This is a genomic window from Vreelandella titanicae (assembly GCF_014697095.1).
GTDB classification, from domain to species: domain Bacteria; phylum Pseudomonadota; class Gammaproteobacteria; order Pseudomonadales; family Halomonadaceae; genus Vreelandella; species Vreelandella titanicae.
This window is the reverse complement of the sequence record NZ_CP059082.1, coordinates 4,800,824-4,821,405: the sequence shown is the minus strand read 5'-3', so window position 1 is coordinate 4,821,405 and position 20,582 is coordinate 4,800,824. Positions and strand designations below refer to the sequence as shown.

The 20,582-nt window shown below is 54.2% G+C and carries 25 protein-coding genes; 17 read left to right on the top strand and 8 right to left on the bottom strand.

All coding sequences use genetic code 11. From position 1 onward, the window contains the following. From HZS52_RS22255 to HZS52_RS22240, 4 genes are all read left to right on the top strand, one after another. The gene (locus HZS52_RS22255) at positions 1-540 is read left to right on the top strand and encodes a YaeQ family protein (RefSeq protein ID WP_022520521.1); all 540 of its coding nucleotides are present in this window, start codon (positions 1-3) and stop codon (positions 538-540) included. Between the two features lie 252 nt (positions 541-792). Further along, positions 793-1,782 (top strand): lipid A deacylase LpxR family protein, encoded by a 990-nt coding sequence (locus tag HZS52_RS22250; protein ID WP_022520519.1) that lies wholly within the window; start codon positions 793-795, stop codon positions 1,780-1,782. Between the two features lie 55 nt (positions 1,783-1,837). Continuing rightward, a complete protein-coding gene (locus tag HZS52_RS22245) occupies positions 1,838-2,167 on the top strand; it encodes a hypothetical protein (protein ID WP_022520518.1) in 330 nt (109 codons plus the stop codon). 78 nt (positions 2,168-2,245) lie between these two features. Next, positions 2,246-2,569, top strand: coding sequence for a DUF6693 family protein (locus HZS52_RS22240; protein WP_022520517.1), 324 nt, complete (start codon positions 2,246-2,248; stop codon positions 2,567-2,569). Between the two features lie 94 nt (positions 2,570-2,663). On the opposite strand, the gene yghU is transcribed toward HZS52_RS22240, so the two are convergent. Continuing rightward, positions 2,664-3,536: a glutathione-dependent disulfide-bond oxidoreductase gene (gene yghU / locus HZS52_RS22235; protein WP_027959787.1), complete on the bottom strand. Its 873-nt coding sequence runs from the start codon at positions 3,534-3,536 to the stop codon at positions 2,664-2,666. Between the two features lie 104 nt (positions 3,537-3,640). Between yghU and HZS52_RS22230 the strand changes: the two genes are divergently transcribed. Then, positions 3,641-4,336, top strand: coding sequence for an aspartate/glutamate racemase family protein (locus HZS52_RS22230; RefSeq protein WP_009287265.1), 696 nt, complete (start codon positions 3,641-3,643; stop codon positions 4,334-4,336). Between the two features lie 15 nt (positions 4,337-4,351). Here HZS52_RS22230 and HZS52_RS22225 read toward each other — a convergent pair whose 3' ends face one another. Next, entirely contained in the window at positions 4,352-4,783 is a 432-nt protein-coding gene (locus tag HZS52_RS22225; protein WP_022520514.1) for an organic hydroperoxide resistance protein, read from the bottom strand. 118 nt (positions 4,784-4,901) lie between these two features. Beyond that, positions 4,902-5,345, bottom strand: a complete 444-nt coding sequence (locus HZS52_RS22220; protein WP_022520513.1) for a MarR family winged helix-turn-helix transcriptional regulator — start codon at positions 5,343-5,345, stop codon at positions 4,902-4,904. A 250-nt stretch (positions 5,346-5,595) separates the two neighbouring features. Here HZS52_RS22220 and HZS52_RS22215 point away from each other — a divergent pair, with 250 nt between their 5' ends. From HZS52_RS22215 to HZS52_RS22190, 6 genes are all read left to right on the top strand, one after another. Continuing rightward, positions 5,596-6,669, top strand: coding sequence for a TRAP transporter substrate-binding protein (locus HZS52_RS22215; RefSeq protein WP_009287266.1), 1,074 nt, complete (start codon positions 5,596-5,598; stop codon positions 6,667-6,669). A 70-nt stretch (positions 6,670-6,739) separates the two neighbouring features. Next, positions 6,740-7,333, top strand: coding sequence for a TRAP transporter small permease (locus HZS52_RS22210; protein ID WP_009287267.1), 594 nt, complete (start codon positions 6,740-6,742; stop codon positions 7,331-7,333). A 2-nt stretch (positions 7,334-7,335) separates the two neighbouring features. Continuing rightward, positions 7,336-8,616 carry a TRAP transporter large permease gene (locus tag HZS52_RS22205; protein WP_009287268.1) on the top strand — a complete coding sequence of 427 codons (1,281 nt, stop codon included), beginning with the start codon at positions 7,336-7,338 and terminating at the stop codon, positions 8,614-8,616. Positions 8,617-8,645: 29 nt separating this feature from the next. Next, positions 8,646-9,173 carry a gluconokinase gene (locus HZS52_RS22200; RefSeq protein WP_022520512.1) on the top strand — a complete coding sequence of 176 codons (528 nt, stop codon included), beginning with the start codon at positions 8,646-8,648 and terminating at the stop codon, positions 9,171-9,173. A gap of 86 nt (positions 9,174-9,259) precedes the next feature. Then, entirely contained in the window at positions 9,260-10,255 is a 996-nt protein-coding gene (gene gntR / locus HZS52_RS22195) for a gluconate operon transcriptional repressor GntR (RefSeq protein ID WP_009287270.1), read from the top strand. A gap of 71 nt (positions 10,256-10,326) precedes the next feature. Further along, a complete protein-coding gene (locus HZS52_RS22190) occupies positions 10,327-11,175 on the top strand; it encodes an MOSC domain-containing protein (protein ID WP_041158127.1) in 849 nt (282 codons plus the stop codon). Here the strand turns inward: HZS52_RS22190 and HZS52_RS22185 are convergent. Next, on the bottom strand, positions 11,129-12,034 hold the full coding sequence (locus HZS52_RS22185; RefSeq protein WP_022520509.1) for a DMT family transporter: 906 nt from the start codon (positions 12,032-12,034) through the stop codon (positions 11,129-11,131). The genes HZS52_RS22190 and HZS52_RS22185 overlap by 47 nt on opposite strands. A gap of 204 nt (positions 12,035-12,238) precedes the next feature. Here HZS52_RS22185 and HZS52_RS22180 point away from each other — a divergent pair, with 204 nt between their 5' ends. After that, positions 12,239-12,661, top strand: a complete 423-nt coding sequence (locus tag HZS52_RS22180) for an OsmC family protein (RefSeq protein WP_027959781.1) — start codon at positions 12,239-12,241, stop codon at positions 12,659-12,661. Positions 12,662-12,844: 183 nt separating this feature from the next. On the opposite strand, the gene HZS52_RS22175 is transcribed toward HZS52_RS22180, so the two are convergent. Continuing rightward, positions 12,845-13,285, bottom strand: coding sequence for a PRC-barrel domain-containing protein (locus HZS52_RS22175; protein ID WP_190373710.1), 441 nt, complete (start codon positions 13,283-13,285; stop codon positions 12,845-12,847). A 419-nt stretch (positions 13,286-13,704) separates the two neighbouring features. Here HZS52_RS22175 and HZS52_RS22170 point away from each other — a divergent pair, with 419 nt between their 5' ends. Continuing rightward, the gene (locus tag HZS52_RS22170; RefSeq protein ID WP_190373709.1) at positions 13,705-14,661 is read left to right on the top strand and encodes a L,D-transpeptidase family protein; all 957 of its coding nucleotides are present in this window, start codon (positions 13,705-13,707) and stop codon (positions 14,659-14,661) included. A gap of 14 nt (positions 14,662-14,675) precedes the next feature. On the opposite strand, the gene HZS52_RS22165 is transcribed toward HZS52_RS22170, so the two are convergent. Both HZS52_RS22165 and HZS52_RS22160 read right to left on the bottom strand, forming a co-directional pair. Beyond that, the gene (locus tag HZS52_RS22165) at positions 14,676-15,344 is read right to left on the bottom strand and encodes a 2OG-Fe(II) oxygenase (protein ID WP_022520504.1); all 669 of its coding nucleotides are present in this window, start codon (positions 15,342-15,344) and stop codon (positions 14,676-14,678) included. Continuing rightward, entirely contained in the window at positions 15,341-16,012 is a 672-nt protein-coding gene (locus HZS52_RS22160) for a CoA pyrophosphatase (protein WP_022520503.1), read from the bottom strand. The genes HZS52_RS22165 and HZS52_RS22160 overlap by 4 nt, the downstream gene beginning before the upstream one ends. A 94-nt stretch (positions 16,013-16,106) precedes the next feature. Here HZS52_RS22160 and HZS52_RS22155 point away from each other — a divergent pair, with 94 nt between their 5' ends. Then, positions 16,107-16,664, top strand: a complete 558-nt coding sequence (locus HZS52_RS22155) for an NUDIX hydrolase (RefSeq protein ID WP_022520502.1) — start codon at positions 16,107-16,109, stop codon at positions 16,662-16,664. Positions 16,665-16,684: 20 nt separating this feature from the next. Here HZS52_RS22155 and HZS52_RS22150 read toward each other — a convergent pair whose 3' ends face one another. Further along, a complete protein-coding gene (locus tag HZS52_RS22150) occupies positions 16,685-16,996 on the bottom strand; it encodes a YqfO family protein (RefSeq protein ID WP_022520501.1) in 312 nt (103 codons plus the stop codon). A gap of 141 nt (positions 16,997-17,137) precedes the next feature. On the opposite strand from HZS52_RS22150, the gene HZS52_RS22145 reads away from it, so the two are divergent. From HZS52_RS22145 to HZS52_RS22135, 3 genes are all read left to right on the top strand, one after another. Next, positions 17,138-18,088 (top strand): sugar-binding transcriptional regulator, encoded by a 951-nt coding sequence (locus HZS52_RS22145; protein WP_022520500.1) that lies wholly within the window; start codon positions 17,138-17,140, stop codon positions 18,086-18,088. A gap of 192 nt (positions 18,089-18,280) precedes the next feature. Then, positions 18,281-19,600 carry an ABC transporter substrate-binding protein gene (locus HZS52_RS22140; protein WP_190373708.1) on the top strand — a complete coding sequence of 440 codons (1,320 nt, stop codon included), beginning with the start codon at positions 18,281-18,283 and terminating at the stop codon, positions 19,598-19,600. A 70-nt stretch (positions 19,601-19,670) separates the two neighbouring features. Next, positions 19,671-20,561 carry a carbohydrate ABC transporter permease gene (locus HZS52_RS22135; RefSeq protein ID WP_009287276.1) on the top strand — a complete coding sequence of 297 codons (891 nt, stop codon included), beginning with the start codon at positions 19,671-19,673 and terminating at the stop codon, positions 20,559-20,561. Positions 20,562-20,582: the final 21 nt, after the last annotated feature.

The window sequence follows — 20,582 nt, the reverse complement described above, 5'->3', positions numbered from 1 at the left end:
ATGGCTCTTAGTGCAACGCCCTACAAAGTTGATATCAATCTGACCGATCTGGATCGCGGGGTGTATGAAACGCTGCGCTTTACCGTGGCTCGCCATCCGTCAGAGACCGAAGAGCGCATGACCGCGCGCTTGCTTGCTTATGTGTTGTGGTACAGCGAGACGCTGGCCTTCGGGCGTGGGCTTTCAGATGTAGATGAACCGGCACTGTGGGAGAAAAGCCTAGACGGTCGCCTACTGCACTGGATCGAAGTGGGTTTGCCCGATGCCGAGCGGATTACCTGGTGCTCACGTAGGGCAGAGCGCGTGTCGCTACTTGCTTACGGCCGGGTAGAGCAATGGGAGAGTAAAGTGTTGCCCAGCGTGGCATCACTGAAAAATGTGCATGTGGCGGGGCTGCCACAAGAGGCCCTAGCGATTATCGCTAAAGACCTGCCTCGGGCGATTAACTGGGCAGTAATGATCAGCGAAGGATCGTTGTTTATTACTGATGAAAACGGCCAACATGAAATCACTCCGCAGTGGCTGCTGCGCGACAGATAGTGATTCAACTAAGTCATTGGCCTACCAACTTTCGTCTAGTCGACTACGCTAATAAATCTAAACAAATGACAGCAGAAGGGGTGGCCTACGAGCCACCCTTTGATGTTAGTGACTTAGCTCTTTTCTGTAGAAGACTGTAAAAGTATGCTTGCTATCTTTTTGCACAATTACATACAATCAACAATGTTTGTTGATGTTCTTCAAAAGTGGCCTCAAAAAAACACTCCCCAGGACAATCTCAAGGAACGAGCAATGAAAGGTACCTCCCCTCTACGATGGCAGCTGCTACCGCTAGTGGCTGTAGTAACCCTGCTGTCAACGCTGGCACAAGCCGACGATAGTGTCCTCTCGATTAAGCACGCAAATGATGGCATGGCCAGCAGCGATGATGGCCACTTTACCAGTGGCTTTGAGATTAATTGGACGTTTCAGCCTGAAGCACAAAGCTGGACGCAACGCTTGGCCACCGCTTTACCCGATAGCCTTATTGGCAGCGCTGATATGGCAGCTTTTCGTTTGGTGCATCAGATTTATACGCCAAACAATATTGAGCAGCGTGGACTGATTGAAGATGATCGCCCCTACGCCGGGATTGTTTACGGCGGTATCTCACTTTACGAAGACGTGCCCATGGGCAATTGGCGCCAAGCGACTGACCTGCACCTGGATATTGGTTTGGTAGGGCCTTCGTCGCTTGCCGATAGCATTCAACGCGAAGTGCACCGCATCACCGAAAGCGACCGCCCCAGCGGTTGGGATAACCAGCTTGGCGATGAAGCCATCGTCAACGTCGCCATGCGTCGCCAGTGGTGGTATAGCTCCCCTTTGATGGGTAAGCAGTTTGCCCATGGCCCCAGCGTTAGCGCCGCTTTGGGCAACCTTTACACCTATGCAAGCGCCGGGTATAGCGTTCGCTGGGGTGATGAGGCGCCTAGCATTCCTACGCTAACGCCAAGCCCTGGTAGCCGCTACCACATGACCGGTAAAGAGGGGTGGCAGTGGTACCTGTTTGCCAGCGTAGACGGTTACTACATGGCGCAAAACCTGACGCTTGACGGCAATACGTTTAGAAATAGCCACTCGGTTGATCGCAAAGAGTGGGTAGGTGACGTATCAGCAGGGCTGGCGCTGGCCTGGGAAGATTGGCAAGTCACTTACGCGGCAGTTCAGCGCTCACGTGAATTTGACGGCCAGGAAGAGCAGGATAAATTCGGCTCTATCACGCTATCTAAGCGCTTCTAAACGGTTAGGTGAAATGAGGTGAGTAGAAGCGCCCAACGGGAAAGGAGTATTGCTTATGGCTAACAAGTATCCTCACACTCCCGATGGACGCTATTTTGTCGCCAAAAATCGGCTTTGGCGCTGCACTGACCCGCGTTTAGATGAAGACGAAAAGCGAACCCATATCAAAGCATTGATGAAAGCCCGCAGGGCGGTCAGAACAGCCCAGCAGCAAGATGATGAAGACGCGCTGCGCCAAGCCCGCAACGCGGTGCAAAGCGCTAAAGAAGCCCTCGGCGAGCGTGGCCCGGTATGGTGGGATGATGACGCCCCCGATGAAGGCGGTTTGGCGCCCCATAACAGTTCCTATGCCGAGTGGTGGGAGAGTAAACGGCAGCTCCCCTAATTTATATTAATTTATAATTCACGGTTGGGGCTTGCGGTGTTACGCTCTGCCGCTTTCCACGCATACTAAGGGCAACCTGTGAAGATCAAAGCAGACCTCTCCATTTTAGATATCATTGGCCATCTACTTGTCTGGGTGGTGTTGAGTATTATCACGTTTGGCATAGCGTTATTTTTCTTTCCCTATTCGTTTGCGCGGTTTGTCATCAATCGCACATCGCTAGTTGATGCCAGCACTGGCGTCGAGCGAAAAATGGTTTGCGATATCAACCTGTTCAGCAATATCGGCCATATCATCCTATGGATGTTGATTTCGCTGGTCACCTTTGGTTTAGGGTATATTTTCTACTTCTATCGAGTTTGGAATTACGCGTTGAATAACTCGCGGATTGAGTCAGTTTAGTTTTTCTCGTTAAACAGAACTCGGCTTGGAGTATTGATGCTGCACCGGGGCCTACGCTGAGAGTTCAAGCGTAGGCCCTTTTTTGGGTGACTAATTACTCGCTATCAGCCAGCTTATCTTGTGTGCGAAGCTCAAAGTCGCTGGCATCATGACGTTCATGCAACTGCTCGTGCGGCTCGCCAAAAGAGCGGTTGACCATACGGCCACGTTTAACGGCGGGACGTTCATCAATCTCTTCAGTCCAGCGCAGAACGTTCTTGTAGGTATGGGCTTCCAAGAATTCAGCCGCTTCGTAAACGCGATTTTTCACTAGTGCGCCATACCAGGGGTGAATCGCCATATCGGCAATGGTGTACTCATCACCCGCCATAAAGCGGTTTTCCGCCAAGTGGCGGTCAAGCACATCAAGCTGGCGTTTTACTTCCATGGTGTAGCGGTCAATCGGGTACTGATACTTTTCCGGTGCGTAAGCGTAAAAGTGGCCAAAGCCACCGCCTAACATCGGTGCGCTGCCCATTTGCCAGAACAGCCAGGAGAGACACTCGGTGCGTTTCGCCGGGTCGCTGGGTAAGAACTCGCCAAATTTTTCAGCCAAATAGAGCAGGATTGCGCCAGACTCAAACACCCGCTGGGGGGGATTGGTAGAGTGATCCATCAGTGCGGGAATTTTGGAGTTGGGGTTCACCTCGACAAAGCCGCTGCTGAACTGACCGCCTTCGCCAATTTGAATCAGATAAGCGTCGTACTCGGCGCCTGCTACGCCTTTCTCCAGCAGCTCTTCCAGCATCACGGTGACTTTGACACCGTTGGGTGTGGCAAGGGAGTAGAGCTGAAGAGGGTGTTTGCCTACCGGCAGCGCCTTGTCATGGGTAGGGCCTGCGATTGGGCGATTGATATTGGCAAATTTACCGCCGTTGCCAGGTTCCCACTTCCAAACGCTCGGGGGAGTATAGGTGTTGTCGCTCATTAGTTTCCTCGCTATAAATATTCTATCGGTGACAAAGCGGCTACAAGGGTTAGCTAGTGCTTAGCCTGATAATAAAGTAGTGCATTTTCTCAAAGAGGTGGCGGATGCGTGTTATTGGTGTGCTAGGCGGTATGAGTTGGGAATCTACCCAAGGCTACTACCGAGCCTTAAATGAGGGCGTAAAAGCAGCGCTAGGTGGCTTCCATTCGGCTAAGATCGTGATGGTTAGCGTCGATTTTGCCGAAATTGAAGCGCTCCAGCAGCAGGGCGATTGGCACGCTGCTGGTGAATTGCTGGCCAGCGCTGCCCAAAGCGTCGAGCGCGCGGGTGCCGACTGCCTGCTGATTGCCACCAACACCATGCATAAAGTGGCGCCCGCTATTGAGCAGGCAGTGACTATTCCGCTGCTGCATATTGCCGATGCCACGGCTGAACAGCTCACCGCCGACGGAATCACTCGCGTTGGCCTATTGGGTACGCGCTTTACCATGGAGCAGGACTTTTATATTGGCCGCTTAGAAAAGCAGTTCGGTATTGAAGTCGTGGTGCCCGATCAGTCTGAGCGCGACACTATTCATCGGGTGATCTTTGATGAACTCTGCCAGGGCCGTATAAAAGATGTATCGCGGCAGCGCTACTTGGCAATCATTGACTCCCTGCATGCTCATGGCGCCCAGGCGGTGATTTTAGGCTGTACTGAAATCGCCATGCTGGTGGGCCAGCGTGATACCAAGGTACCCCTTTACGACACCACCGCTCTGCATGCCCAGAGAGCGGTGGCGTGGGCACTAAATGATTAATCTAGGTAACGACGCTTAGACCAGTGTCAGGGTGACATTAATATTGCCACGGGTGGCATTGGAGTAGGGGCAGACAACATGGGCTTTCTCGACCAACTGCTGGGCAACGTCTTGCTCAAGGCCGGGCAGACTGATTTTTAGCTCGACTTCGATGCCAAAGCCGGTAGGAATGGCGCCGATACCTACGTGGCCATCAATTTTCGTATCCTGAGGAAGCTTTACTTTCTCCTGGCCAGCGACATGCTTAAGCGCACCTAAAAAGCAGGCCGAGTAGCCAGCAGCAAATAGCTGCTCAGGATTGGTGCCATCACCGCCTGCGCCGCCCAGCTCTTTGGGCGTGCTGAGTTTAACATCCAGCGCGCCATCGGACGATTTGGCCTGGCCTTCACGGCCGCCAGTAGCAGTGGCGTGGGCACGATAAACAACGTTTTCAATAGTGGTCGTCATTCTGTATCTCCTGTCGGTGTTTTCATTATGAATCTGCGCTATTAACTTAGCGCAGCTTTATTTTGCGCGCAATATAAATGCTAAATAAATCTCTATGCCCTGCGCTAGAAAGCGAAGGCTATTGGTTCTTTTGCAGGCTATCACGCAGCCGCACTAAGTCCTCTTTCAGCGTGGTCAGTGCCTCGATCGATTGCTCGCTGGCATGCACCACACAGCTTGGAATATGGCACGCCTGTTCGCGCAACGCCTTGCCTTTTTCAGTGAGATAAAGCTCGACCACGCGTTCGTCTTCGTGGCTGCGTTTGCGATTCAACAACTGATCGGCTTCAAGGCGCTTGAGCAGTGGCGTCAGTGAGCCAGGATCGGTTAGTAGGCGCTTACTCATTGTGCCTACCGTGATGCCATCGTTTTGCCACAGCACTAGCATCGCCAGGTATTGCGGGTAAGTAAGCCCCAGCTTTTTGAGCAAGGGTTTATAAACTTTGGTCATCATCAACGAGGTTGAATAGAGCGCAAAGCAAAGTTGGTGATCGAGCTCTAATTCGCTACAAGATGGTTGCACAAGTATGGTTCCGATCCGAAATACATCGCCTAATGTAGCGCGGGAAGCAGTTAGTGGCTATCCCTAGACGTTGGTCGTAAGTTGGCAGTTTTGTTTTGACACGCACAAGGCAGGTAGCTAGCCTTCGCATACTCAATGTTACCGGTAACAAATTGCCGTTCATTGAATCGGCCATTAACAACATCGCTATTAACGACTCAGCTATTAACAACCCAGTCATTAACAACAATGAGTATTTGGAGACAACGCTATGACCTCTATTTGGCGCAACACGCTGACCTTAGTCGGCGCGACCACCCTGACATTTGGTATGGCCCATGCCCAAAGCCCGGAGCTCTCTGATCCGCCTGAAATTGAAGGCGAGGTAGTCGGCGACCACGGCTCGCATACTTTGCGCATGGGGATCGGCCTGGCGGAAAGCTCTCCGCAGTACCTATCCAGCCAATACTTTGGTGAGATTCTGGAGCAGCGCACCGACGGCCGCATCACTGTTAACGTTTTCCCTAACAGTCAGTTAGGCGACGACGTTCAAATGATGGAGATGCTACAAACCGGTACGCTGGATATGACCTATCCGTCGAGCTCAGCCACCACGGGTTACGTTGAAGAACTGGCCGCTTTTGATCTGCCGTTCCTGCTACCTAGTCGTGAAGCCGCTGTAGCGGTCATGCAGAGCGATGTTGCCCAGGACATGCTGGACGCCTTTGAAGGCACCGGTCTGAAAGCACTCGCTTTCTCTGAAAATGGCTATCGTCAGCTTTCGAACAGCGCTCGACCGGTGGCTAGTCCTGATGACGTTGCAGGTCTAGATGTGCGCGGTTTAAGCGTTCGTACCATGGAAAACCCGGTACACCTGGCGATTTGGGAAGCCTTAGGTGCCAACCCCACGCCAATGGCCTTTGGTGAGCTGTTCTCCGCCATGGAACAGGGCGTGGTTGATGGTCAGGAAAACCCCTGGAGCACCATCCTGACCTCTAACTTCAACGAAGTGCAGGACTATGGCACTGAAACACGCCACGTCTATACTCCCTTTATCATGATGCTTTCCGAGCGTACTTGGGATCGCATGGCGCCTGAGTATCAAGAGTTGGTGCTGGAAGCCGCTCGCCAGTCCGCTGAATATGAAATTCAGCTGTCTGCTGAGTATGATGACTGGTCTCGGGATCAGCTAGCAGAGCGAGGAATGGAAATTACTCGCCTGGACGACGAGCAGTTAGCCGCGTTCCAAGATGCCGTTCAACCGGTTTATGAAGAGTGGGCGCCGCGTATTGGCGAAGACCTGATCGCCGACATTCAAAAGATCGTTGAAGAGAGCAGCAACTAAACCTTACGTTTAGCGCACCGTTGGGCAGGCCATCGAGCCTGCCCAACGTGTCAGTGCCCCTGGAGCTCCTATGTCACTCTCCTCTACACCCCCAAATACCCCCACGCCGATTGAAGATCCATCGGTGTATCTGGATGACCCCAATCGCAAGTTGCTGGAAATCGATACCGATACCCGCCAAGGCCCTGCACTGTTCCGCTGGCTAACCTTAGGTATGGAGTATCTTATCGGCGTTATTTTAGTGGCGTTGATTGTGTCCGTTTCTTGCAACGTGGTAGGGCGCGCGCTGTTTAATTACTCACTGCCCTGGGCCGATGAGCTGGCGCGCATGCTGTTTATATGGCTGGTGTTTATCGGGGCCGCTGCGGCGTTTTCCCGTTACGAGCACATTGCCGTTGATGCCTTAGTACGGCGCTTGCCGCTGCGCTTGGCACACATGCTCTATTTACTGCAGCACCTAATTATTACCGGCCTAATGGTGGTAATGATTTGGGGTGGCTACCAAGTGCTGTCGCGTTCAAGCGGGCGCTCAGCGATTATGGATGTGCCATTGAGTTTTATCAGCCTTTCTCTGGTGCTGTGTGTCATCTTTATTGCGGTGGTAGCGGTGTGGCGAATGTGGGTCAGCCTTAACGTTATTCGCCACTCTGAGCGGGAGCGCTAATCATGCTATGGATTTTCCTGGCCATTTTATTGGTCTCTATCGTTATTGGGCTGCCCATTGCCTTTGGTTTAGGCGTGGCGGCGCTGGTCATGGCGGTACTCTCAGATATTCCGCTGTCGATTATGATCGAGCAGTCGATTCGTGGGGTGAACAGCTTTCCGCTGCTCGCCATTCCGTTCTTTATTTTAGTCGGTGAGGTGATGAGTAATGGCGGTATTGCTCGTCGCTTGATGGAACTGGCTGGCGCTATGGTCGGCTTTATGCGCGGCGGGCTAGGGCAGGTTGCCATTACCGGTTCGATGTTCTTTGGCGGCATCAGTGGGTCAGCGGTGGCCGATACGGCCGCTACTGGTGCGATGATGATTCCCTCTATGAAAGAGCAGGGCTACACCGCAGCTAATGCTACCGCAATCAATACCGTGTCGTCGGTGATCGGAATTATTATTCCGCCCTCCATCCCGCTGATTCTGTACGGCATCGTCACTGAAACCTCGATTAGCCGCCTGTTTATAGCCGGTATCATTCCAGGGCTGTTGATTGGCTTTGCGCTGATGGTGACCACCTATATTCTTGCCAAAAAGGATGGCGGCGGCGTGCAGCAGTTCCGCTGGGATCGTCTCTGGAAAGCCTTCAAAGATGCTTGGCTTGCACTTGTTCTGCCGGTCATCGTGATTGGCGGTATTATTGGCGGCGTATTTACCGCCACCGAAGCGGCCGTGGCGGCGCTGCTTTATGCGCTGGCTATTTCGCTGGTGGTTTACCGTGAGTTCAAGATCAAAGAGCTCGGCGGTATGCTGATTCGCACTGCTCGTTTGACCGGCATGGTGATGATGCTGCTAGCGTTTGCGACGGTTATTGCTTGGTTCCTTACCATCAATATGGTGCCACAAACCCTGGTCAGCCAAGTGCAAGCGATCACTCAAGATCCGTTTATGCTGCTGCTGATTGTGGCGACTTTGCTGCTGTTGGTAGGTTTCGTAATGGACTTAACGCCGGCCATGGTCATCATGGCGCCCATGCTGGCACCGATCGTGACTTCGGTAGGTGTTGATGCCGCTTACTTTGGCGTACTGATGGCGTTTGTATTGGGCATTGGGCTGCTAACCCCGCCGGTAGGTACCTGCCTTTACGTAGGTTGTGGTGTGGGTAAAGTCTCCATGGAGTCGTTAGTCAAAGCCATGCTGCCTTACTATGTGGCGCTCTTAGTCGTGCTGGTAATTCTGATCGCTTTCCCTGGCATCGTGACTTGGCTGCCTGATCTTACCGCCGTGCGCGGCAATTAAGGTTCTTGGTAATGAATAGGAGAGCCGCAGTGAAGACCCACTCGCATCGTATTTTGGTGATGGGCGTGTCCGGCTCCGGAAAGTCGCACATTGGTCACCAGTTGGCGTTGACTCTGGGTGCCACGTTTATCGATGGTGATGACTATCACTCACCCGCCAACGTGGCCAAAATGGCCAGTGGCAAGCCGCTCAACGACGATGATCGGAGTGAGTGGTTGGACACCTTGGCGGCGCTGTTTGCCGAGTATCGGGCAAGGGGGGAGTCACTGGTGATTGCCTGCTCCGGATTAAAAAAGCGCTACCGTGATCGGCTGCGGCAAGGTGACCCAGCGCTGCAGATTCTCTATTTAGAGGGCAGCCGGGAGCTACTGCTTGAACGGCTTGAAACCCGGGCTGGGCACTTCTTCAAAGGCGATACCATGTTGGCCAGTCAACTGGCCGACCTGGAACCGCCCAGTGAAGAGGAGGCCTTCAATGCCTCGATTGCCTTATCGCCCCAAGCGATCATTACGCAATTTGCTGCCACGCTACCGACGCCCAGCCGCTCGCCCATTTAAAGGAAGTAAGTTAAAGGAAAAATAAGCATTGGGGTCAGCTTTAGGGAAGACCTCAATGCTTACACCTTGAATAAGGCAGTTACTTTTTGAAGAAAAAACGTCCCACCCTGCAGGATATTGCCGACCACGTAGGGGCTACCAAAATGACGGTAAGCCGCTGCCTGCGTGACCCTGAAACGGTCTCGGAAGGCCTGCGCGAACGCATCTTCTCGATTGCCGAACAGATTGGTTATATTCCCAACCGTGCGCCGGATCTGCTTTCCAGATCGACCAGCCACTCCATCGGGGTGCTGGTACCATCGCTTACCAACCAGGTATTCGCCGATGTTATCCTCGGTATCGAAACGCTGACGGAGCCGGCGGGGTATCACCTGATGCTTTCTCACTATGGCTATAGCCCAGAGCTTGAAGAGCGCAGCCTGGCATCGCTGCTCTCCTATAATGTCGATGGCATCATTCTGTCAGATCGTGACCATACTTCGCGCAGCCTGCGAATGCTGGAAACCGCCGGTATTCCGATTGTAGAAATCATGGACACCCACCGCCCTCCGCTACAGCAGGCGGTGGGCTACGACAACGTTCAAGCTGCCTACGACATGGTCAGCGAGATGATCTTACGGGGTCGACGCCAGGTGATATATCTGGCGGTACGCTTGGATGAGCGTACTCGCCAGCGCGAACAGGGCTATCGCCGCGCCATGGAAGAGCACGGCTTGACGCCCGTTACCCTGCAGAGCACCCAGCGCTCCTCTTACAGTGTGGGAGCGGCGCTGCTGCAACAGGTGATCACTGACTACTCCACGGCGGATGGTCTGTTCTGCACCAACGATGACGTCGCGGTTGGGGCCTATTTCGAGTGTCAGCGGCGGGGCATTGACGTACCAGGGCAGATGGCGCTGGCGGGCTTCCACGGCCACGATGTAGGCCATGTAATGACACCACGCCTAGCCAGTGTGGTCACCCCCCGTCAGGCCATCGGTGAAGCAGCTGCGGGGGAGCTATTAGCGCGGCTTCGCGGTGAGAAGCAGACCCAAAAAGTGGTTGATTTGGGCTATCGTATTGAAGTGGGGATGACCTTATAGAGCGCGTTATCAAGTAGCCGTTAGCGGCGTAAATGACTAAAGTAGCCTTTTACTTTTGTCGCGAGGCCGTCGTGCAGATTACTCAACTCAATATTTACCCCGTCAAATCGCTAAAAGGCATCAGCGTGACTCAAAGCGAGCTGCAAGAGCACGGGCTAGCCTGGGATCGCCGCTGGATGCTGGTAGACGCGCAGCAGCGTTTTGTGACCCAGCGCCAACTCCCGGCGCTTGCCACCGTTGAGGTCGCGCTGACCGATGAGCACTTGGTGCTGTCGCATCCTAACGTCGAGCCTATGAGCGTACCGCTGGCCGAGCCAGAGGGAAATTTGCGCCTGGTCAGCGTGTGGAATGACCACTGCAAAGCTCTGCCGGAGAGCGATGAAGTATCGCGCTGGTTGGTCGCCGCCCTAGGCGAGCAGGTTCAGGGGTTTAGCATGGTGCGCTTTGCTACCGAGTTTACCCGTGCCGTTGAAGAGGATTTCCTTGATGGCGGGGCGGCGCATACCTACTTTTCCGACGGGTACCCTTTTTTGGTTGCCACTACGGGGTCGTTAGACGCTCTAAATCAAGCGTTAGTGGCAGGTGGGCATGCTCCTGTGCCCATGAACCGCTTTCGGCCCAATATCGTCGTAGAGAGTGACGAGGCGTGGGCGGAAGATCGCTGGGCAACGTTGACTGAGCAAAACGGCACCTTTCAGCTAGCGTTACGTAAGCCCTGTAAGCGCTGCAAAATCACCACCATCGATCAGCATACGGCGGCAGTGCCTGCCCCTGCTGAACCGCTAAAAACCTTGATTGAACTCAATACGCAACCCAACCTTAAAGGCGCGCATTTTGGCCAAAATGCCACGCTGCTTGAAGGCGCAGGCAGCGTTATTCGTGTGGGGGATAGACTGGCGGCGGCGACTCGCGACGCTTAATGCGCAGCAGCTTAGTGGCAATCGCCGTGCCGATAAGGGTTATCACCATACCGGCGATAATCTGAAGGTTGAGCGTTTCGCCAAGCAGCAGATAGCCCCATATCAGCGCGCTCACCGGCACCAGAAAAGTGACCGTTGAGGTGGCAGTAGCGCCCGCGCTGGCGAGTAAGCCAAAGTAGAGCAGAAAAGCCAGCGTGGTGCTAAGCGCAGCCAAGGCCAAGGCATTGCCCCACGCCAGTGGGCTAATGGGTTCGCTTGGCCACAGCAATATGCCGGGAATCATCAGCACCAGCGCCGACATGGCGCTGCTGCCTGCGGCCAGCACACGGGTTGGTAGATGGCCAAGGCGTGTTTTTGAGTAGTTGCCCGCAATACCGTAGCAAAACGTGGCGCCTAAAACGGCCAAAATGAACCAGCCGTCGCCGCCCAGGGCAAAATCGAGCCGATCGGCAGAGAGCACATAAACACCCAGGAGTGCCAAGGCAAGTCCTAGGTACTGCTGGCGCTGTATCGCGGTAGCGAAGAATAGCGCACCAATTAGTGCAGTGAAAATCGGCGTGGTGGCATTAATCAGCGAGGTAAAGCCCGCTTCAAGGCGCGTGGTGGCAAGTGCCAGCAGTGAAAAAGGCAGTACGTGATTGACTACCCCTAAAAACAGCAGCGGCCCCTTATGCTGCCAGATGAGTCTCAGGTAGTGCAGGCTGATCAGCAGCGGCATCAATAGCAGCGCGCCAATGCCCATGCGCACCAGCACTAAAGGCACTGCACCGAATTCGGGGGCGGCCACGCGCATAAAGATAAATGACAGGCCCCATAGCGAAGAGAGCAGTATCAAGCGCAGCGCATCAGCCGACGACATGGCGAGTCCTTAACGTTCAAGAGGTGATCCAGTTAGGTAGCTAACTAGCTTAAGGCCGAATAGAAGGGGATGGAAGTGATTGAAGCACGGGTTCGGCAGAACAGGAGAAAATCAGCTACGCTGTTTAGGTGGTCGAGCGGCAACTGCCGTTAGGCCTTGTCTGATAACATGTCTATGCATAATCGCACACACAAGGAGTTGTTCATGGATCGTAAAGCTAGCGCACGTTGGGAAGGTGGTCTCAAGGATGGTAAAGGCACCGTTTCAACCGAAAGTGGCGTTTTAGATGCCAAGTACTCCTTCAGCAAGCGCTTTGAAGATGAAAAAGGTACCAACCCCGAAGAGCTGATTGGCGCAGCGCACGCCAGCTGTTTCTCAATGGCGCTCTCAATGATTTTGGGCGAGAAAGGCTATACCGCTGACGCCATCGAAACCAGCGCCAAAGTGACTCTTTCCCAAAGCGATGCTGGGTTCAGTATCTCGAAAATTCACCTGGACGTGGAGGCTGAGATCAGTGGCGCTGACGACGCCGCATTCCAGGAAGCAGCGGAAACGGCTAAAGCGAATTGCCCAGTTTCCAAAGTACTTAATGCGGATATTAGCATGACGGCTAAACTGAAGGCCTAAATTTTTTTAGACTGTGATTTGCTTATAAGAAGATAGTTTTTTAATAGAGATGGCTCGCGTATAAACAGTGTGCGCGAGCCATTTTGTTGACTAAACTAATTTTAGCCTCTTAGGTATTTTTTTAAGTTATAGGCATTAAAAAAGCCTTGGCAATTGCCAAGGCTTTTATTTGCTGACTGGTGCTTATTTGTTGTCTTCGTCTTCGTCTTCGTCTTCGTTGCGATTGTACTCTTCAGCTGCTTCTAGCGCATCTTCTGACGCATTAACGGTAATGACATAATCATCGTCATCTTCGTTTTTGGTCAGCTCAAGCGAGTCCCATTCAATAGCGACGTTTTTCTCGCCCATACCTAAGAAGCCACCAACGCCAACAACAACAGCATTGATTTGGCCGTCTTCACCGATTACCAGATCAGTGATGGTGCCGATATCTTCGTCATCTTCGACGCTGCTTTTGACTTGGTTGCCGGTTAAAGCGTCAGCATGGAAAGTGTTTTCTGGCGTTTCCGTCAGGTAAGTTGCTTCCATGGTGGTGGTACTCTCTTCAGCATTTACACTGCCAGCGGCAAACATAAAGGCCGGAACCATGAGCGTACCTAGAATAGCGGGTTTGATCGTTTTCATTTTGCTTGCTCCTTGCGATTTTATTGGGCTTAACGACTCCGCGTAACAACCCGAATAAATCAATAGTGGCGGTATTGGCTTCGTCTAAAATAAGCGATAGCAACGCCGATACTATTATTCCTAAGTGTGTTAATTACCCTGGTTATTTAATGCACTAGGATAATTGACGCTATCTTGCGCTTCACTGCGCCAAGACGACTATCAGATTAGTCGCTGTGTTCAAAAATACAACCTTTCAAGTGAAATTTTTAAGTAACATAACCGCTGCTGTTCCGCCCTCATGGGCCTACACCGCGCCTCGTGCGGCAGTCTGTCGAGTTGACCCGCCTTCGCTCAGTGTTCATATTCGTCTCCAAATGGCTCGCTTTTTATCCTTGGTTTGATAAAAGTGAGGTCACATAAAAAGGAGAATCCTGACCATGACTTCCCACCCTTTGCAGATTATTAAGCAGCTCTGCGTCAGTAGCGTTGCGCTAGGCGCTTGGCTATTAGCCTCAAGCGCAGTGGCCGATAGCAGCGAGCTGCCCAAAGGGCATTTTCTGCTGCCTGAAGAGGGCAATATGGTGGGCCAGATGTATACCGTCACGGCGACCGAAGAGGATACGCTGCTGGATATTGCCCGGGCACACAACGTGGGCTACGAAGAGATTCGTATGGCCAACCCGGATACCAGCCTCTGGGTACCGGGAGAAGGCACCGAGGTGACGATCCCCGGGCAGTATATTCTTCCCGATGAGACGCGTAGCGGCATTGTGATTAACGTGGCAGAGCTACGCCTTTACTACTACCCCGAGGTAGCAGAGGGCGAGACGCCGCGGGTCGAAACATACCCTATTGGTATCGGGCGGGATGCTTATAACACCCCGCTGGGAATTACCGAAACCACCATGCGGCTTGAAAACCCGGCCTGGTATCCACCTGAGTCGATTCGTCGTGAAGCCGCCGAGCGGGGCGACCCAGCCCCTGCGGTGGTTCCCCCTGGCGCCGATAATCCCTTGGGTGAATACGCTATTTTGCTGGATATTCCCGGTTACCTGATCCATGGCACTAACCAGCCAGATGGCATCGGTATGCGTGCCAGCCGTGGCTGTATACGAATGCACCCGGAAGATATTGAGTCGGTCTTCTGGCGGGTACCGGTAGGCACTCAGGTCAATATTATCGATTCACCAATCAAAGTCGGCTGGGGTGAAGGGGGGAAGCGTTACATACAAGCCTTCACTGCGACGGATGAACAAGTATTTGGTATGGAAACGCTGTTAAACGTTGTTGGCTTAATTGAAAAGCATGACGGTAGTGGTGCCTTCAGCGCCAACTACGAGCAGGTAAGTGAAATATTAGAGCGAGCGAATGGCCAGATTGTGCCGATTAGCTAAACGATCGTGCAGCGCTAGCGTGCTGGATCCAACACCCCACCCAGCGATGCATTGCGCCGAAACCAGCCCGCGATGCTGGTACGCGGGCAGCGAGTAGGCAGTACTTCGTGGGGAATGGTCTCAGACAAGAAGCAGGCGAAGGTACCCGCTTCGGGTACCACCCGGGCGACCTCTTGGCTGGGGTCGTCCGGATGGTAGATCACCATCTCACCGCCACCGTCGCTGGGCCAGTCCGGCGTCAAATAGCCGACCGTGGATATCACGCGGTTAGCGCGACCACGAAAGCTATCCAGGTGGCGCTGATAAAAAGCCCCCGGCGGGTAGTGGGCAAAGTGGGCTTCGTACTCAAATAAGCCCAAAAACAGCGCGTGGTTAAGCGCCTGCTGTAGCTCGCTCATGGCGTCTAAGTAACGCCGCTGGGCAGCGCTTTCTCGATCAAGCCAGTGAATAGCGTCACCGCGGATATCTTTACGCAGCAGGTGCTGTTGACCGCGGCCAATGCCCGCTTCATCCAGTCCGTTATAGGCCGCCCGGTGTAGAAGCTCATTATTCAGCGCGCCGCATAGCTCCAGGTCAATAACCCCGCGGCCCACATACCAGCCCTGTTCAACCAGCGCATCCACAAGAGCGACCTGCGTCGTGGGCTGAAGCGCAGGTGAAGATGTAGCAACACTGGGTGTCATTGGTTGGATCTCGATGGCGCCGAACTGGAAACGGTTGTCGAGGGTGTCGATAGGCGGTTTTTGCGCTCAGGGTGGTGGCGCAGCGGCCCCTGGGGGCGCTGATATAAATCAATTGGCATACCGAAGCCCTCGGCCAGTAACTCGACCAGCATCATGGCAGATAATCCCCAGATCACATGGCCGTCCACATGATAGCTGGGCACGTAGTGGGCAACGCCATCCACGGTAATCACGTCGGTATGGGTGCGGTGATCGTCTAGAAAGTGACTTAGCGGCACTTCAAAAATAGCGTCTAGCTCGCCGGGGTCGGCAATCAGCGGTAAATCCGGCGGAATAATGCCCACCCAGGGGGTAACGCGAATACCGTGCAGCGAAATAACGTCCGACAGCCGCCCCAGGGGTTGCACCAGAGCGGGGTCGAGGGCAATCTCCTCTTCTGCCTCGCGCAGTGCCGTGGCGTAAAGGTCGCTATCAAAGGGCTCGCGCTTGCCGCCTGGGAACGCCACTTGGCCGCTATGGGTGCTCAAATGGCTGGCCCGCCGGGTAAACAGCAAGGTAGGCGCTGGGCGCTCGACAATCGGCAACAGCACGGCGGCCTCGGGCATCACGATGTGATCCAAGCGTTGAGGAGTCAGCTGTTGCAGCTGTTTACGCAGTTTCTCTAACATGGGGTATCCCGTTACTTTGTTCTCTTTTACCCAGCAGCGGTCATTGGCGTCAAGCGCGTCGAGGCTTCTATTCACTAGCCGTTGAGAATACGCGATGAACTTTTGCAGCCAGTGTGGTGATAAAGTACGTTTTGCCGTCCCGGAAGGCGATGACCGGCCTCGCTACTTGTGCGATGCCTGCGGCACGATTCACTACCAGAACCCTCGCATCGTGGCCGGCACGCTGCCCGTCAGCGGTAGTAAAGTACTGCTCTGTAAGCGGGCGATTTCACCGCGCAAAGGCTACTGGACACTGCCCGCCGGCTATATGGAAAATGCCGAATCAACCCAGCAGGCAGCTTCCAGAGAGACCCGTGAAGAGGCCTGTGCCGAGGTCGAACTGGCCAACCTCTACACCCTGATTGACCTGCCGCATATCAATCAGGTTTATATGATTTTTCGTGCCGAGCTAGTCGGCGGCTTCAGCGCCGGGCCGGAAAGCCTTGAAGTCGCGCTGTTCGAAGAGCATGAAATCCCTTGGGATGAGCTGGCCTTCATGACGATTGAACGCACCCTCAAGCATTTTTACGCCGACCGCCCCCGCAATGAATTTCCGCTGCATATCAGCATGGTAACGCCAGAAGATCGTGAGCGTTACTTTGGCAGTGCGTAATACTTTATTTAAAAGTCTGGTTATAGGTCGGCGAGTTGCCACACATCATAAGCGACTTCTTCGTAGGGGTGGGCAAGCTTCAAGGCCGCGATGGCGCCGTGAATGTGCGCTTCATCGCAGAGCAGTTCGACTTTGAACTCTTCGACCTTTTCCAAACTGCCCACCGAGCCGATGTGCGGGTGGGCGCCTTCCGTTGGGCGAAACTGCCCCGTGCCTCGGGTTTGAAAACAGGCGTGTTCGTACGCTCCTATACGCCCGGCTCCGGCTTCGAATACCGCCTGCTTAACGCTTTCGGCATCTTCTACGGGGACAAAAAATGCGAGCTTATACATACTGTACCTCCAAACGATCAATCCAGTGTGAAACGTTGAACTCTGGCTATGTTAGCGGATAGGCGACTACTGGTCGCGGGCTTGGCTTTGTATGATGATGCTTTTATGACGTTTACCCACGACTGTTAGATGAGCCATCCTATGGATAAATTTGAGGTAAAGCTGGATCAGGCGGCCAGAGCCGCGTGGATGTCCTATGTAGGTGGAATGACTCAGGATGAGATCGCCAGCCAACTGGGTGTCTCAAGACCCGGTGTGCAGCGTTTATTGGCGTTGGCTCGCCAGGAGGGGTTAGTCAAAGTACATATTGATCATCCTATCTCTAACTGTATGGCGCTGGGCAGCACGCTGCGTGATCACTTTGGCTTGACCTTCTGTGAAGTGGTACCTGCCGATAGCCACGCAGCCGACGGCGCCGCCTCCTACCTGGCAGTCGCCGCTGCCGAGCGCATTGCGCAGCTGGTTGAACGCAGCGAACCGTTGACTCTGTCGCTAGGCACCGGGCGTTCGGTGCGGGCAGCGGTGGAAGCACTTAGTCGTGTTGAGCGGCCCCAGCATCGCTTTGTGTCGCTGGTGGGTAATGTCGCCCGAGATGGTTCGGCCAACCGCTACGATGCAGTAATGGTGATGGCGGATAAAACCGGTGGTGAGCGCTTTTTACTGCCCGCGCCGGTGGTGGCAGAGTCGCTGGCTGAAAAAGAGGCAATGCTGGCCCAGCGTCTCTTTACGGCGATTGCCGATGTGGCGCGGCAGTCAGAAGCTGCCTTTATCGGCGTTGGGCGCATCGACCGCCAGGCCACGCTGTTTCAAGACCATTTTATTAGCGAAAGCGAGCTGGATGAACTGCTGGGACTGAAAGCGGTAGGGGAGTTGCTAGGCTGGCCGCTGAACCGTGACGGCGAGGTGATCGACTGTTCGATTACGCGGCGAGTTACCAGCCTTCCCCTGGAACGTTTTGGTAAGCATCATATGGTGGCGATTGCCGGTGGCCGCGAAAAAGCCCCGGCGATTCACGCCGCGTTGCGCGGCGGCTGGCTGAAGGGCTTGGTGACTGACGAAGTGGCTGCTCGGCAGATCGTTGAAGCACTCTAGGGCTTTCAAACCGCTCTAGGTCTTTAAAACCTAAGTGGGTGCACTGCAACATGCGTTAGGGGTAATGAATTAGCGTAAAGTCTAAGCTAATCGGCTTTGCTTTTTTTGGGCTTACGTACGATCATTTGTTCGATAGATGATCAATAAGATCAAGGCGACAACAATGCCAATACCAGCCCATAGGAGTGCTTTATGCGACTCGCACGTCACTTGCCCGTTACCACGCTAGCGGCCGCCATTGCCATATCGGGCCATGCCCAGGCGCAAACCGAAATTACCGTGGCTACGGTCAATAATAACGATATGGTGATCATGCAGAGCCTCACCGAGGCTTTCGAAGAAGCTCACCCCGATATCACCCTGGACTGGGTGGTGCTCGAGGAGAACGTGCTGCGTCAGCGGATGACCACCGATATTGCCACCGATGGCGGCCAGTTCGACGTGATGACCATCGGCACTTACGAAGTGCCTATCTGGGCAGAGCGTGGTTGGTTGTCCCCCCTGGATAACCTGCCCGACGACTATAACGAAGACGATCTACTGACCTCAGTGCGCGATGGTTTGAGCTTGGATGGCACGTTGCATGCGCTGCCTTTCTACGCCGAAAGCTCAATGATGTACTACCGTCAGGATCTGTTTGAGAAAGCGGGTATTGAAATGAGCGATCAGCCCACCTGGGAAGAGGTACGTGAGTGGGCGGGCGAGCTGCACGGCAGTGAAGAGGGGGTAGCAGGGATCTGCCTGCGTGGTAAACCAGGTTGGGGCGAAAACATGGCCTTTGTTTCCACACTGGTGAATACCTACGGCGGTCGCTGGTTTGACGAAGAGTGGAACCCTGAACTCAACTCTGAAGCCTGGGTCAACGCTATCCAGTTCTATGTCGATCTGCTCAACGACTACGGCCCGCCAGGCGCTAGTTCCAACGGCTTTAACGAAAACCTGGCGCTGTTCTCCCGCGGTAATTGCGCGATGTGGGTAGATGCCACCTCGGCAGCGGGCAAGCTGTATGACGGCAATGAGTCCGATGTGGCGGACAGCTTAGGCTTTGCCCCAGCACCCGTGGCAGAAACACCCAAAGGCTCACACTGGTTGTGGTCCTGGGCGCTAGCTATCCCAGCCTCTTCAGAAAATCAGGAAGCGGCGCTTGAGTTTATTACCTGGGCGACCTCGCAAGAGTACATTGAGCTGGTCGGTGAAACCGAAGGCTGGACCAGTGTCCCCCCCGGTACTCGTGAGTCGACCTACGCCAATGAGCAGTACACCGAAGCAGCCCCCTTTGCAGACTTCGTGCTGAAGGCTATTCAAGAGGCCGATCCTACCGACTCCACCCTGGAACCCAATCCCTATGTGGGCGTGCAGTTTGTGGGCATTCCAGAGTTCCAGTCGATCGGCACTCAGGTAGGCCAAACCATTGCCGCGGCGTTGACCGGTGACACCACGGTGGAGCAGGCGCTAGACAGTGCTCAGCGTGCCACCGAACGCACCATGCAGCGTGCCGGTTATCTAGACTGATGTGACCCGCAGTGCCTGCCTTGGCTAACCCGGCAGGCATTGCCCCCACACTGTTTCTGCAGGTATTTCCATGAATAAAACACGTGCTTCTGGCCGGACGGTCGGCGGGCTACGGACGCTTTCGCTTCAAGCGCCTGCTGTAACGTTGCTATTGCTTTGGATGATTGTGCCACTGGGTATGACGCTATGGTTCTCCTTCCAGCGTTATAACCTGCTAATGCCCGGTATGACTGGCTTTGCCGGGTTGGAAAACTATGAATACCTTCTCACCGACCCTGCCCTATGGGCCGCTATGGGCAACACGCTGTTGCTGGTGGGATGGGTACTGGCGATTACCGTGGTGGGCGGTACCCTGCTGGCGGTGCTGTTTCAGCAGGAGTTTGCGGGACGCGGGATCGCTCGTGTGCTGGCGATCTCACCGTTTTTTGTAATGCCCACCGTGAGTGCCCTGGTGTGGAAAAACATGATGATGCATCCCTCTAACGGGGTGCTGGCGTGGCTGTCTGAGTCCATTGGCCTGCCCGCTGTCGATTGGTTCTCCTCGCTACCGCTGACGTCGATTGTGATCATCGTTGCATGGCAGTGGCTGCCATTTGCACTGCTGATCCTGCTCACTGCGATGCAGTCGCTGGATGAGGATCAGGTGGAAGCGGCGCGGATGGACGGTGCAGGGCCGGTGGCGATTTTCTTCTTTATCACTCTGCCGCATCTAAAGCGTGCCATCAGCGTGGTGATCATGATTGAGATGATCTTCCTGCTGACCATCTTTGCCGAAATTTTCGTCACCACCTCCGGTGGGCCTGGCTTGGCGACGACCAATCTGGCTTACCTGATTTACATTCGTGCGTTGCTGGATTTTGACGTAGGCACTGCTTCCGCCGGTGGGGTGATTGCGATCATTCTCGCCAATATCGTGGCGATCTTCCTGGTTCGTATGGTAGCCAAGAACCTGGAAGATTAGACCGGCACTTGTGTCTTGGGA

Bases quoted from the DNA above. Each gene is read 5' to 3' on its own strand.
- HZS52_RS22255 (WP_022520521.1), top strand. From the start codon at position 1: ATGGCTCTTAGTGCAACGCCCTACAAAGTTGATATCAATCTGACCGAT.
- HZS52_RS22250 (WP_022520519.1), top strand. From the start codon at position 793: ATGAAAGGTACCTCCCCTCTACGATGGCAGCTGCTACCGCTAGTGGCT.
- HZS52_RS22245 (WP_022520518.1), top strand. From the start codon at position 1,838: ATGGCTAACAAGTATCCTCACACTCCCGATGGACGCTATTTTGTCGCC.
- yghU (WP_027959787.1), bottom strand. From the start codon at position 3,536: ATGAGCGACAACACCTATACTCCCCCGAGCGTTTGGAAGTGGGAACCT.
- HZS52_RS22230 (WP_009287265.1), top strand. From the start codon at position 3,641: ATGCGTGTTATTGGTGTGCTAGGCGGTATGAGTTGGGAATCTACCCAA.
- HZS52_RS22225 (WP_022520514.1), bottom strand. From the start codon at position 4,783: ATGACGACCACTATTGAAAACGTTGTTTATCGTGCCCACGCCACTGCT.
- HZS52_RS22215 (WP_009287266.1), top strand. From the start codon at position 5,596: ATGACCTCTATTTGGCGCAACACGCTGACCTTAGTCGGCGCGACCACC.
- HZS52_RS22210 (WP_009287267.1), top strand. From the start codon at position 6,740: ATGTCACTCTCCTCTACACCCCCAAATACCCCCACGCCGATTGAAGAT.
- HZS52_RS22205 (WP_009287268.1), top strand. From the start codon at position 7,336: ATGCTATGGATTTTCCTGGCCATTTTATTGGTCTCTATCGTTATTGGG.
- HZS52_RS22185 (WP_022520509.1), bottom strand. From the start codon at position 12,034: ATGTCGTCGGCTGATGCGCTGCGCTTGATACTGCTCTCTTCGCTATGG.
- HZS52_RS22180 (WP_027959781.1), top strand. From the start codon at position 12,239: ATGGATCGTAAAGCTAGCGCACGTTGGGAAGGTGGTCTCAAGGATGGT.
- HZS52_RS22175 (WP_190373710.1), bottom strand. From the start codon at position 13,285: ATGAAAACGATCAAACCCGCTATTCTAGGTACGCTCATGGTTCCGGCC.
- HZS52_RS22170 (WP_190373709.1), top strand. From the start codon at position 13,705: ATGACTTCCCACCCTTTGCAGATTATTAAGCAGCTCTGCGTCAGTAGC.
- HZS52_RS22165 (WP_022520504.1), bottom strand. From the start codon at position 15,344: ATGACACCCAGTGTTGCTACATCTTCACCTGCGCTTCAGCCCACGACG.
- HZS52_RS22160 (WP_022520503.1), bottom strand. From the start codon at position 16,012: ATGTTAGAGAAACTGCGTAAACAGCTGCAACAGCTGACTCCTCAACGC.
- HZS52_RS22155 (WP_022520502.1), top strand. From the start codon at position 16,107: ATGAACTTTTGCAGCCAGTGTGGTGATAAAGTACGTTTTGCCGTCCCG.
- HZS52_RS22150 (WP_022520501.1), bottom strand. From the start codon at position 16,996: ATGTATAAGCTCGCATTTTTTGTCCCCGTAGAAGATGCCGAAAGCGTT.
- HZS52_RS22145 (WP_022520500.1), top strand. From the start codon at position 17,138: ATGGATAAATTTGAGGTAAAGCTGGATCAGGCGGCCAGAGCCGCGTGG.
- HZS52_RS22140 (WP_190373708.1), top strand. From the start codon at position 18,281: ATGCGACTCGCACGTCACTTGCCCGTTACCACGCTAGCGGCCGCCATT.
- HZS52_RS22135 (WP_009287276.1), top strand. From the start codon at position 19,671: ATGAATAAAACACGTGCTTCTGGCCGGACGGTCGGCGGGCTACGGACG.